General features: G+C 64.1%; 12 protein-coding genes. 1 reads left to right on the top strand and 11 read right to left on the bottom strand.

Going from position 1 to position 10,830, the window contains the following annotated elements:
• Positions 1–232: 232 nt before the first annotated feature.
• The 8 genes from ABE528_RS26300 to ABE528_RS26265 form a co-directional block, all read right to left on the bottom strand.
• Positions 233–517 (bottom strand): XRE family transcriptional regulator, encoded by a 285-nt coding sequence (locus tag ABE528_RS26300; RefSeq protein WP_054883914.1) that lies wholly within the window; start codon positions 515–517, stop codon positions 233–235.
• An 18-nt stretch (positions 518–535) separates the two neighbouring features.
• A complete protein-coding gene (locus ABE528_RS26295) occupies positions 536–862 on the bottom strand; it encodes a type II toxin-antitoxin system RelE/ParE family toxin (RefSeq protein ID WP_152955387.1) in 327 nt (108 codons plus the stop codon).
• 439 nt (positions 863–1,301) lie between these two features.
• The gene (locus ABE528_RS26290) at positions 1,302–2,720 is read right to left on the bottom strand and encodes a TolC family protein (protein ID WP_346654514.1); all 1,419 of its coding nucleotides are present in this window, start codon (positions 2,718–2,720) and stop codon (positions 1,302–1,304) included.
• Positions 2,717–3,592 carry an HlyD family secretion protein gene (locus ABE528_RS26285; RefSeq protein WP_054883917.1) on the bottom strand — a complete coding sequence of 292 codons (876 nt, stop codon included), beginning with the start codon at positions 3,590–3,592 and terminating at the stop codon, positions 2,717–2,719. The genes ABE528_RS26290 and ABE528_RS26285 overlap by 4 nt, the downstream gene beginning before the upstream one ends.
• Positions 3,589–3,801 (bottom strand): DUF1656 domain-containing protein, encoded by a 213-nt coding sequence (locus ABE528_RS26280; protein ID WP_016392395.1) that lies wholly within the window; start codon positions 3,799–3,801, stop codon positions 3,589–3,591. Before ABE528_RS26280 ends, ABE528_RS26285 begins: the two co-directional genes overlap by 4 nt.
• Positions 3,798–5,885, bottom strand: coding sequence for an FUSC family protein (locus ABE528_RS26275; protein WP_152955382.1), 2,088 nt, complete (start codon positions 5,883–5,885; stop codon positions 3,798–3,800). Before ABE528_RS26275 ends, ABE528_RS26280 begins: the two co-directional genes overlap by 4 nt.
• A complete protein-coding gene (locus tag ABE528_RS26270; RefSeq protein WP_346654513.1) occupies positions 5,882–6,334 on the bottom strand; it encodes a MarR family transcriptional regulator in 453 nt (150 codons plus the stop codon). The genes ABE528_RS26275 and ABE528_RS26270 overlap by 4 nt, the downstream gene beginning before the upstream one ends.
• 106 nt (positions 6,335–6,440) lie before the next feature.
• Positions 6,441–7,235, bottom strand: coding sequence for a tetratricopeptide repeat protein (locus tag ABE528_RS26265; RefSeq protein ID WP_152955380.1), 795 nt, complete (start codon positions 7,233–7,235; stop codon positions 6,441–6,443).
• Between the two features lie 206 nt (positions 7,236–7,441).
• Between ABE528_RS26265 and ABE528_RS26260 the strand changes: the two genes are divergently transcribed.
• A complete protein-coding gene (locus ABE528_RS26260; protein ID WP_346654512.1) occupies positions 7,442–7,999 on the top strand; it encodes a WYL domain-containing protein in 558 nt (185 codons plus the stop codon).
• A gap of 55 nt (positions 8,000–8,054) precedes the next feature.
• Here ABE528_RS26260 and ABE528_RS26255 read toward each other — a convergent pair whose 3' ends face one another.
• The 3 genes from ABE528_RS26255 to ABE528_RS26245 are packed head-to-tail and all read right to left on the bottom strand — an operon-like array spanning position 8,055 to position 10,822.
• Entirely contained in the window at positions 8,055–8,918 is an 864-nt protein-coding gene (locus ABE528_RS26255) for an ABC transporter permease (RefSeq protein WP_152955376.1), read from the bottom strand.
• Between the two features lie 14 nt (positions 8,919–8,932).
• Positions 8,933–9,796 carry an ABC transporter ATP-binding protein gene (locus tag ABE528_RS26250; protein WP_346654511.1) on the bottom strand — a complete coding sequence of 288 codons (864 nt, stop codon included), beginning with the start codon at positions 9,794–9,796 and terminating at the stop codon, positions 8,933–8,935.
• Positions 9,797–9,802: 6 nt separating this feature from the next.
• A complete protein-coding gene (locus tag ABE528_RS26245; protein WP_346654510.1) occupies positions 9,803–10,822 on the bottom strand; it encodes an ABC transporter substrate-binding protein in 1,020 nt (339 codons plus the stop codon).
• Between the last annotated feature and the right edge of the window lie 8 nt (positions 10,823–10,830).

The following is a 10,830-nucleotide window of genomic DNA, read 5'->3' as shown; positions in this document are numbered from 1 at the left end:
CAATTTGCGGTTCTGTACGGAGATCGGTTCATCAGGCCGACCTGGTGAAAATCAGGGCCTGCCTAACGGCAGGCCGTTACCGGCCCGCACACAAAAAATCTGACAGTCCCTGGAACCCGAACTGAAGCATTTGGTTTCAGGTTCGGAAATGTCTGACAGCGCAGGTAAGTCTGGCCAGCGCTAACAATGCGGGCCAGCGCAAGGCCAGCCCGAAGCGAATCACTTGTCCGAACTATGCTGCCTTCCCTTTCACCGTGAAATCCACTTCCAAATCAGCATTGGCCAGCAGGTTTACCAGGGCATCCAGTGAAAATTTATCAATCTTGCCATTGAGCAGCTCGCTCAAGCGCGGTTGAGTCACTCGCAACCGCTTAGCTGCATCTTTCTGCGGAAGATCCCAGGCCCGCACAGCCTTGGTCAATTCGCGCATCAGCTTCGAACGCAGCCGTAGGTTCTCTGCCTCTTCAGGCGAGTCAACCAACACGTCCCAAACCGAGGTAGATCGCTCGTTTGCCATTGTTGAATCCCTCCGTTTTCAGCCCAGCGACTTGAACCGGGCTCTTGCCAAGTCGATGTCGCGTTTTTCAGTCTTCTCAGTGGTCTTGCGAAACGCATGCAGGACATAGATGGCTTCAGGACGGCTAATGACATAAAAAACGCGAAAAGCGCCGTCTTTGCATTTGATGCGAATCTCCCGCACGCCTTGTCCTACCGTTTCCACAGGCTTCCAGTCCGCAGGCTCCTCGCCTGCTTGAATCAAATCCAGTTGGTACCCAGCGCGCTGTCTAGCTACCAGCGGAAAGCTGCGTAAGTCCTCTTTACTGCTGCCCACCCACTCGATGGGTTTCTCATCGACCCGCATGTCAGATCCCCTATGCCGTCGGTCCAGACGCTTGATGTGCAATTCATGACTCGCCCTCTCCAAGGCACCGAATCACACTGCTCCATCCGTCCGTCTCACAAGGCTTGGCTGAACATGCAGGAAGCTGCAGATCAAAAAATATATCGATATCGATATAAATTCAAGTCAGGGAACTGTACCCGGACCAATGCTTGCGGCGCAGGAAGCGAACAGAGGGAATGAATTGCGAAAGGGTCAATGCCTTTGGAAAGGGGACCCGAGGACATTATTCCGGGGAGACTTTTCAGCCAAGACAGCTGCTTCCGACAGGCCCTGTAGGATAGTTCGGCGGGAGATCAAAACTGAGGGATCTGGTTCAGCTCCAAAAAAGTCATATACCTCGAGAGGTCGAGGCATACTTGTGGGAGCGGGTACAACCGCTCCCACAACGGCCGCAATCTCAGTGCTTGGCAGTTTCCTTCCACCCCCCACCCAACGCCAGGAACACACCAATCTGCCCCAACGCCACCTGGCTGTTGGCCGCCGCCAGCTGCGAGCGCACGTCGGTATAAGTCCGCGTCGCCTGCAAATCCGCCAGGAACGACTCACGCCCCGCCTGGTAATACCGGTGCGTCTGGTCCGCCGCTTCCTTAGCCGACTTCTCCGCCTCTGCCAACGCATCACGCCGGTCCAGCAGCGCGCTGTACTGCGCCAAGCGGGTCTGAGTCTCGCGAATGGCGTTCAGCACCACCCCATCAAAATGCGCCAGGGCCGCCTGGGTCGAGGCTTCAGCCATGCGAATGCGGGCGCGGGTACCGTTGGTAGGAATGCTCCAGCTGATCTGCGGACCAAAGCCCCAGCGGTTGGTCGACGGATCGCCCAAGTCTTCGAGAATACCGATGGTGCCAACCTGGGCACCGATGCTGATGTCCGGGTAAAGCGCACCGGTGGCCACACCGATCTCGGCGGTCGCCGCCGCCAGCTGGCGCTCGGCCTGGCGCACATCAGGACGGCGCTTTAGCAGGGCGGCGCCGTCGCCAACCGGCACCAACTGGTTCAGCTGAGGCAGCTCGGCGCAATCCGCGGTGCCGGCGGGCAACTTATCCACAGGCTTGGCCAGCAGCGCCGCCAGGGTGTACATGCCGGTCTCGCGCTCGGCCTTGAAGCGCGGCAGCTCGGCGCGCAGCGACTTGAACTGGGTCTGCGAGCGGGTGACCTGGGTTTCGTCACCGCGGCCAGCATCACGCAGGCGCTGGTTGAGCTTCACGCTCTGCTCCTGCAGGTCGAGCGACTCGCGGGCGATGTGATACTCCTCGTTGGCCGAGCACACCTGGGTGTAGGCCTTGACCACGTCGGCCACCAGGGTAATGCGCGCGGTGTCGGCGGCGGCCTGCACCGCGTCGGCGTTGGCCTTGGCGGCCTCGGTGCCGCGCTTGAAAGTACCCCACAGGTCGAATTGGTACGAGGCACTGATGATCGCCTCGCCAATATTGGCCACCGGTACCTTCTCAGGCAGCAGGAACGCTTGGCCGGACTCCTGCAGGCGCTGGGCGCCGGCCTTGATGCCGCCGTTGAACCCGCCTTGGGACTCGGCCACTTCGACCTGGGCTCGGGCCTTGGCGATGTTCGCCGCCGCCACGCGCAGTTCGGTGTTGGCACTCAGCGCCTGGCGCACCAGCTCGTTGAGGCGTTGATCCTGATACAGCTGCCACCAGTCCTCGGGCACCGGTGCCGACACCACGCTGTCGGCATCCTGGCGCAGCGGGCCGTTGAGGTCGCTGCGTTGCACCGCCGCGTCCTTCGGCACTTGGTAGTCGGGGCCGACCATCATGCAGGCCCCCAGGGACAGGCAGAAACCCGCCAGGATCAGCTGTTTCATGGGCGCTGGCCCTCAAGGATCGACACGGTGGCCGTACGCCCGGCGATCATGCGGAAGTCTTCCGGCACTTCGTCGAAGGCGATACGCACCGGAATGCGCTGGGCCAGGCGCACCCAACTGAACGCCGGGTTGACGTTGGGCAGCAGGTTGGCGCCGCTGCTGCGGTCACGGTCTTCGATGCCGGCGGCGAAGCTCTGCACATGGCCGCGCAGGCGGGTGTTATCGCCCATTACGCGGATGTCGACGGCGTCGCCGATGTGGATACCGCCGAGCTTGGTTTCCTCGAAGTAGCCATCGACGTGGTACGAGGCACTGTCGACCACCGACAGCACTGGGCGGCCGGCGCTGACGAATTCGTGGTCGCGCGGGGCGCGGTCGTTGAGGTAGCCATCCACCGGGCTGCGCACCACCGAGCGGTCGAGGTTGAGCTGGGCGGTGTCGACGGCCACCTGGGCCTCGCTGACCGCCGAGCGGGCACGCGCCTCGCGGGACTGGCTCTCTTCCAACTGCTCGGCCGCCACCAGGTTGCCGAGCTTGCGGTTACGCTGCGCTTCGCGGGAGGCCTGGGCCAGGGTTTCCTGGCGCTCGCCGAGAGTCGCCTTGGCCTGGCGCAGGGCGAGGGTGAAGCGGTCCTGGTCGATGGTGAACAACACGTCGCCGCGTTTGACGGTCTGGTTGTCGCGCACCTCGACCTTCTGAATCAGGCCGGACACGTCCGGGGCAATCTGGATCACGTCGGCACGGATGTGCCCGTCGCGGGTCCAGGGGGCGAACATGTAGTACACCACCATCTGCCACACGAGCACGGCGGCGAAGGTCACTACCAGCAAGGTCAGGACCACACGGCCCAGGGTCAGCAAAGGTTTTTTCATGGCAGCATCAGGCTTCGGCAAAAGTGGTCGACCGCACCCAGCAGCACGGCATACAGGGCAACGTTGAACAGCGCCCGGTGCCAGACCAGGCGGTAGAAATGCAGGCGCACCAGCACCGCGTGCACCCCCAGGAACAGCAGGTAGGTGCCAAACATCATCACCAGCAGCGTGGGCAGGAACACCCCGCTGATATCCAGTTCACCGATCACAGGGGCGCTCCGTCGAGGCCGGGGGGCAGTTGTGGTTGTTCGGCAGGCTCAAGCATCACCTCGACCCCCGGCAGCAGGGCCAGGCGCAGCCCTGCCAGGGCATGCAGCAAGTGGGTGCGGGCATCGCCGCGCTCGTACAGTTCATCCAGGTTAAGCGCCAGGCGCGCACGCTCCATGTTGCGCAGCAGCGCAGCCGGCGCGTGCAGGCGTTCACCGGCGCGCAGGCAAGCGGCATAGTGCGCGCCGACTTCCTCGATCACCGTGCCCAGGCGTTCGCGGGCCTGCTGGCCGGCTCGCGGCAGGTAGGCCAGCAGGTCAAGCAGGTTCAGCCCCACGCGCAGGTCGCGCAGCGCCACGCCGCTGTCCTGGCCGGTCTGCGACAGGCGCGGCAGGTGCTGCATCAGGCGGTCGAGCATCTGCACGCCGACCTGGCGGTGTTCGGCCAGGGTCGCCGGCTCGGTCATTTCGACGATGTCGCGCCAGAGGAAGCGGGTCATGCGCTTGGCCGCCAGCTCGACGCCGAACGGGCGCATCACCAAGGTCCAGATGAAGGCGAACAGCAGGCCAACAGGGCCGGCCAGGTTGGAGTTGAGGAAGGTGAAGAAGTCGGCGTCGTAGGCACCCTGGATGCTGATGAAGGTCGAGGTGTTGACGATGGTCAACAAGGTGCCGAGGTAGAAGCGCGGTTGCACGGTCAGGGTGCCGACACAGATGAACGGGATGGCGAAGGCCAGCACCAGCATCGGGAAGTCGTGCAGGTTGGGCAGCACCAGGAACAGGTACAGGCTGGAGAAGATCACCGACATCAAGGTCCAGAAGAAGAACCGGTAGATCTGTGGCGCCGGGTCGTCCATGGCGGCAAAGAAGCTGCACGACACGGCGGCGAGGATCACCGCGCTGGCGCCGTCGTTCCAGCCCAGGCCGATCCACAGGCCGCAGGCGACGACGATCGCCAGCACCGTGGAGACCACCGAGTAGAGCATCAGGCCACGGTCGAAGAACGCGGTCAGGCGGCCCAGGCGCCAGTGGCGGTAGACCGCGCGCCAAGGCTTGGGGTCGTCGGTACGCAGGGCATGCTGCAAGGAGCAGCAGTCCTGCCACAAGTCGGCCCATTCGGTCAGGCGATACAGAGCGTTGGACAGCAGCAGCTCGGCACGCTGGTCGAGGGCAGCAGCGCCGGGCTGCAGGCGGTCGATCTGCTCGTGCAAGGCCGCCCAGCGGGCGACAGAAGCGCTGTCGGCAGTGCCTTTGAGCCATTCGCGGGCGGCTTCCAGCACCGGCTGGAGCTGGGCGTAATGGGCCGGGGCGCGGCCTTCGAGGGCGATCAGGGCGTCGTCGAGGGCGTCGATCACCGGCAGCAGGTGGATCATCCGCCCGCGCAGCTCGCGGGCGTTCTTCAGCGTGTGCGGGCCGGCGCCTTCGTGGCCGAGCTGACCGATCATCAGCTCCAGCGAGTTGAAGGTGGTGACCATCGCTGCGCGCATGCCACCGACTTTGTCAGCGCTGGCTTCGCGGGCGAGGTAGGTATCACTGTAGCGGATCGCCTCGGTGAACCAACTACCGGTTGCACCCACCACCACCGGCGCCAGCCGGCGTGGCCAGAAGATCGCACCGACTACCGCCGCGCAGACAATACCGAGGCAGATTTCCTGGGCACGGGAGGATGCCACGTCGAACACCGCCAGCGGGTTGTCGACCACCGCCAGGGCAATCATCGGCAAGGTGTAGCCGGCCAGCATCAGCACGTAGTTGTTGGCTGTGCGCACGTTCAGCGAGAGGAACAGCAGGGTGCCGGTCCACAGGGCGATGGCGATGCTCAGCAACACCGGTGACTGCACCAGCGGCGGCACGAAGAAGATCGCCCCGGCAGCACCGAGCAGCGTCCCCACGGCGCGATACAGCGCCTTGGAGCTGGTGGGGCCGACGAACGGGCTGGAGACGATGTAAACGGTGGCCATCGCCCAATACGGTCGCGGCAACTGCAGTAGCAGGGCGATGTACAGGGCGATCATCGATGCGGCGAAGGTGCGCACGCCATAGAACCAGTCGCGGGCCGGCGGCACCGAGCTGAAGAAGCCGTTCATGCCACCCCGCCTGCAGTACCCAGGCCAGCGGCCTCGAAGGCGCGCAACACGCGCAGCGCCGCTTGCAGGTCGGCCTCGTCGATGCCCTGCAGCACGTCATGACGCACGCGCACCAACTCGGCTTCGATGGCTTCGGCCAGGCGACGGCCTTCGCCGGTCAGGCTCAGGGCCTTGGCGCGGCGGTCCAGTGGGTCCTCGCTGCGGCAGACCAGGCCTGCCTTGCACAGCTGGTCGAGCAGGCGCACCAGCGACGGGCTTTCCAGCCCGGCAGCCTGGGCCACGGCCACCTGGTGCACGCCATCGCCCAGGCGCACGATCATCAGCAGCGGTGCGGCGCAGGCCTCGGAGATACCGTAGCCGATCAGGGCGTTGTGGCAGATGCGCCGCCAGTGGCGAGCGGCAACCACCATGCCGCTGCTGACTTGCAGGCGCAGGGAGTCAATGGACATGTGGGGAACCAAGTATATTCATAGTTTGCTAACTATCAATATACGCCTGCGCCTCCCCCTGTCGTCAACCGTGTGCGACGAGGGACTTTGATGAATTGTTGTTCATTCAGGGCTGAACCTGGTCTTCCAGCTTCATGGTCAGGGCCAATGTGCTGCCCATCTGCACTGCCCGGTCACGCCAGTCCTGGTAACGCGCGTCATCCCGGCTGCTGAAATGCACCGCCAACTCCTCGGCCGCCTGCATCACCCCGGTTGCCGCCGCCAGCTCAAGCCAATACAGCGCAGCCTTGATATCGGCGTCCACGTACAGGCCATGCAACAAACGGTAGCCCACTTCAAACCGGCAACGCGCCTCGCCCCGCTCGGCGCCGCGCAAAAACCACTGGTAGGCCTGGCCCGGGTCCACCTGCCAGCCCAGCGTGGCATCGCAGACTTCTTCTTCGTACAGGTCACCCAGCGCGGCAGCGGCATGCAGCATGCCGCGCTCGAAGGCCTGGCGATAACATTCCTCGGCCTGCGCATAGGAGGTTTCGACACCCTTGCCGAAGTAATGCTGCTGGCCCAGGTTGAACCACGCCGCCGCATTGCCCTGCAGCGCCGCCATGCGCAGCAGGTGCCCGGCCAGCGCCGTGTCGGCCCGCCAGTACTTGCCATTGAGCCAAATCCAGCCGAGGTCATTGAGTGCTGCCACATTGCCAGCCAGCGCCTGTTGGCGCAGGTCGGCGTATACCGCCTGCAGGTCGTGCGCCTCGTCCAGGCGGTTGACCAGCAGCGCGCGCTGGCTGGGCAGCCCTACTCCGGCAAACAGCCGCTGTCGCCTGCCGGCGTGCGTCGGTGGGCAAATGACCTGCTCTGGCAGAAGACGGGCGAGCAGCGAGTGGATATTGCTGACAGCAGACATGTTCATCCTCATTGAACGACCCACAGGCCCGACCGCGGCTGTGATGAGGCGTGATTCTGCGCGACGTCACGTCAAAACCTGTCGCGAACGATTCGAGGCAAGGCAACCAATTGCGCATTCCTTGATCTGAACGGGTTATGGCTAATTGCCATGACCCGCTCTAGCCGCCATCCTGTTGCGGCAAGCCTAGACAAGGACGTTACCTTTTGCCGTTCGCCACCACCCGCGCCACCCTCAGCCGTCAATGGGCGCTGCTGCGCCAGTTACCCAGCCGTTCTCCAGGTATTACCAGCGCTGAACTGGTATGGCGCCTGCGCGATGTGGGCTTCAACGTCAGCAAACGTACGGTGGAGCGGGACCTCAACGAGCTGTCGCTGATCTTTCCGCTGGACCGCAATGACAAGAGCATTCCGTTTGGCTGGCACTGGTCAGCGAACGTTGCGGGCGAGCTGCGGGGGAATTTCGATCTGCAGGGCTATTTGCGCGGTGATGCGCTTCAGCCGGTTCAGGGTGAAGGGATCGAGATGCAGGCGTGGGTCAGCGACCTGCTGGCCCGGCAGTTGCGCGAGGCGCCGTTGAGCGTGGACATGCAGCTGACTGCGCTGGACCAGGGGCACCGGCTGCGGGCCACGGTGGAAGATGGCGGGCCATTGCGCTGGTGGGTGCTGAGCCAAGGGGAAGGCCTGGTGATCGAAGAGCCGCAGGCACTGCGCGAAGAGATCGCCAGGACCTTGAGCAATGCGGCAGCACAGTACATGAATTAGTCACCTGTGCTGGCCCTTTCGCGGGTTTACCCGCGAAAGGGCCGGCACAGGTGTATTACCTCTGCATGCCCCAACGGCGCACCGTCAACCGCTCCAGGGTATTGAACACCAGCCCCTCGACCAGCAAACCGATCAGGATCACCACCGCCAATCCGGCAAACACCTTGTCGGTATACAGCTCGTTGCGGTTCTGGAAGATGTACCAGCCCAGCCCGCCCTTGCCGCTGCTGGCGCCGAACACCAGTTCGGCGGCGATCAGCGTGCGCCAGGCGAACGCCCAGCCGATCTTCAGCCCCGAGAGGATCGACGGCAGCGCCGCCGGTACCAGGATGTGCAGGACCAGGCGCAGCCCTTTCAGGCCGTAGTTGCGCCCGGCCATGCGCAAGGTTTCCGACACACCGAGAAAGCCCGCATAAGTATTCAGCGCCAGCGCCCACAGCACCGAATGCACCAGCACGAAGATCAGGCTGTTGTCGCCCAGCCCGAACCACAGCAACGCCAGCGGCAGCAGGGCAATCGCCGGCAATGGGTTGAACATCGAGGTCAGGGTACCCAGCAGATCACGACCGAGCTGGGTCGACACCGCCAGGCTGGTGAGGCCGAAGGCCAGCGCAATACCCAGCAGGTAACCCTTGAGCAGAATCACCAGCGACACGCCGACCTTGGCCGGCAGCTCGCCACTGAGCAGGCCGTCCCACAGCGCGGCGGCGGTCTGCAGGAAGGTCGGCAGCAGCAGGTCGTTGCCCTGGTAGCGGGCGATCGCCTCCCACAAGGCGGCGATCACCACCAGGATCACGGCCTTGCGCAGCCAGCCGTGCTGCCACAGCCGCTGGGCCAACGGTAGATTGCGTTCCACGGGCACACTGAGCAAAGGCTGCAGCTGCACCTCGTATTCCTGGCGTACAGGTGTAGGGGTCATGGCTGAAGCTCCTGTCAGTAGGCGATGCGAATGTCGTTGAAGCCCAGGTCATCGGCCGGTTCAGCGGCTTCGGCCTCGTCGAACAGCAAGCGATGGATGCGCCGCGCACTGGCCTGGAAGTCCGCGGCGCCGAGGCTGCCAAGGTCGTACTGGTGGCTGTGCACCTCGGCCCGTACCCGGCCCGGGTGGGGCGACAGCAGCAGGATGCGGTTGCCGACCACCAACGCCTCCTCGATGGAGTGGGTGACGAACAGCAAGGTGAAACGCACTTCCTCCCACAGCAGCAGCAGTTCTTCCTGCATCTTGCGCCGGGTCAGCGCATCGAGTGCGGCGAACGGCTCGTCCATCAGCAGGATTTTCGGCTGGGTGGCCAACGCCCGGGCGATCGCCACGCGTGCCTTCATCCCGCCCGACAGCATGTGCGGGTAGACATCGGCAAAGGCGGCCAGGCCAACCTTGTCCAGGTAATGCAAGGCCCGCTCCTCGGCCTCGGCGCGCTTGAGCTGGCCAGACACCAGCAGCGGGAACATGACGTTCTCTTTCACCGTCTTCCATGGCGGTAGCTGGTCGAACTCCTGGAACACCACGATACGGTCAGGGCCGGGGCCATTGACCGGTTGGCCCTGCAGCAGGATCTGCCCTTCCCGGGGGTTGATGAAACCGGCCACGGCCTTGAGCAGGGTGGACTTGCCGCAGCCCGACGGGCCAAGCAGGACGAAACGGTCGGCGCGGTCGACTTCGAAGCTGACCTGATGGGTGGCCCGCACCACGCGCTGGGCGGTGCGGTATTCGAGGCTCAGGTTGTCCACCTTGAGCAACGGCGGTGTAGCGACACGGCTCAGGTTGCTGGCCGTGTGGCCTGGCAATGGGGCGGTCATGGTCGGTCAGCTCCCTTGCAGCGGGCGTTCATCCTGGAAGAAGTAGTCCTTCCACGACGCTGGCTTGTGCTTGATGGCGCCTACCCGATACAGGAACTCGGCCAGCTTGTAGGTGTTTTTCGGGGTGACGGTGAACTCGTACTGCGGGTTGTCGATCAGCTTGATCAGCGCGTCGCGGTCGATCTTGGCCTTGGTTACGCGGATGTAGGTATCCGCTGCAGCGGCCTTGTCGTTCTGGGCGAAGTCCGCCGCCTCGGCCAGGGCGTCGAAGAAGGCCTTGTAGGTCTTGGGGTTGTCGTTGCGGAATTTCTCGGTAGCGAACAGCAGGGTCGGCGAGTTGGGGCCGAGCAGGTCGTAGCTGTTGAGCACTACGTGCACGTTCTTGTTGGCCAGCACCTGATCCTGGAACGGTGGGTTGGAGAAGTGCCCGTTCAGTTCGGTGCCACCGGCCAGCAGCGCGGCGGTGGCATCCGGGTGCGGCACGGCCAGGGTGTACTTGTCGAGGCGGTTGTATTCCTTGTCGCCCCACTGCTGGGCGGCGGCGTACTGCAGGAAGCGCGATTGCACCGAAACACCCACAGCAGGCACCGCAATGCGGTCCTTGTCGGAAATGTCGGCGATGGTTTTCACGTTCGGGTTGCTGCTGACCAGGTAGTACGGGAAGTTGCCCAGTGAGGCCACGGCCTTGACGTTCTGCCGGTCCTTGGTGCGGTCCCACACGGTCAGCAGCGGGCCGACCCCGGCACCGGCGATGTCCACCGAGCCGGACAGCAGTGCGTCGTTGATCGCCGAGCCGCCAGACAGCTGCGCCCAGTCAACCTCGATGTCGATGCCCTGCTGCTTGCCGTGCTTCTCGATCAGGTGCTGGTCACGCACCACGTTGAGCAGCAGGTAGACGATGCCGAACTGCTCGGCGATGCGGATCTTGCCTTCGGCTTGCGCCACGGCGGGGGCCGCCAGGCTGCCAACGACCAGGCTGGCGCCCAGGCCGATGCTTGCCGCCAGGCGGCTGATGGATTTGCGCATGATGAATT

The organism is Pseudomonas sp. TWI628 (assembly GCF_039673865.1).
GTDB lineage: Bacteria > Pseudomonadota > Gammaproteobacteria > Pseudomonadales > Pseudomonadaceae > Aquipseudomonas.
Note: the sequence above shows the minus strand (reverse complement) of the source record. Positions and strands in the feature narration are given on the sequence as shown.

Bases quoted from the DNA above. Each gene is read 5' to 3' on its own strand.
- ABE528_RS26250 (WP_346654511.1), bottom strand. From the start codon at position 9,796: ATGACCGCCCCATTGCCAGGCCACACGGCCAGCAACCTGAGCCGTGTC.
- ABE528_RS26265 (WP_152955380.1), bottom strand. From the start codon at position 7,235: ATGTCTGCTGTCAGCAATATCCACTCGCTGCTCGCCCGTCTTCTGCCA.
- ABE528_RS26285 (WP_054883917.1), bottom strand. From the start codon at position 3,592: ATGAAAAAACCTTTGCTGACCCTGGGCCGTGTGGTCCTGACCTTGCTG.
- ABE528_RS26290 (WP_346654514.1), bottom strand. From the start codon at position 2,720: ATGAAACAGCTGATCCTGGCGGGTTTCTGCCTGTCCCTGGGGGCCTGC.
- ABE528_RS26275 (WP_152955382.1), bottom strand. From the start codon at position 5,885: ATGAACGGCTTCTTCAGCTCGGTGCCGCCGGCCCGCGACTGGTTCTAT.
- ABE528_RS26270 (WP_346654513.1), bottom strand. From the start codon at position 6,334: ATGTCCATTGACTCCCTGCGCCTGCAAGTCAGCAGCGGCATGGTGGTT.
- ABE528_RS26295 (WP_152955387.1), bottom strand. From the start codon at position 862: ATGCGGGTCGATGAGAAACCCATCGAGTGGGTGGGCAGCAGTAAAGAG.
- ABE528_RS26255 (WP_152955376.1), bottom strand. From the start codon at position 8,918: ATGACCCCTACACCTGTACGCCAGGAATACGAGGTGCAGCTGCAGCCT.
- ABE528_RS26245 (WP_346654510.1), bottom strand. From the start codon at position 10,822: ATGCGCAAATCCATCAGCCGCCTGGCGGCAAGCATCGGCCTGGGCGCC.
- ABE528_RS26300 (WP_054883914.1), bottom strand. From the start codon at position 517: ATGGCAAACGAGCGATCTACCTCGGTTTGGGACGTGTTGGTTGACTCG.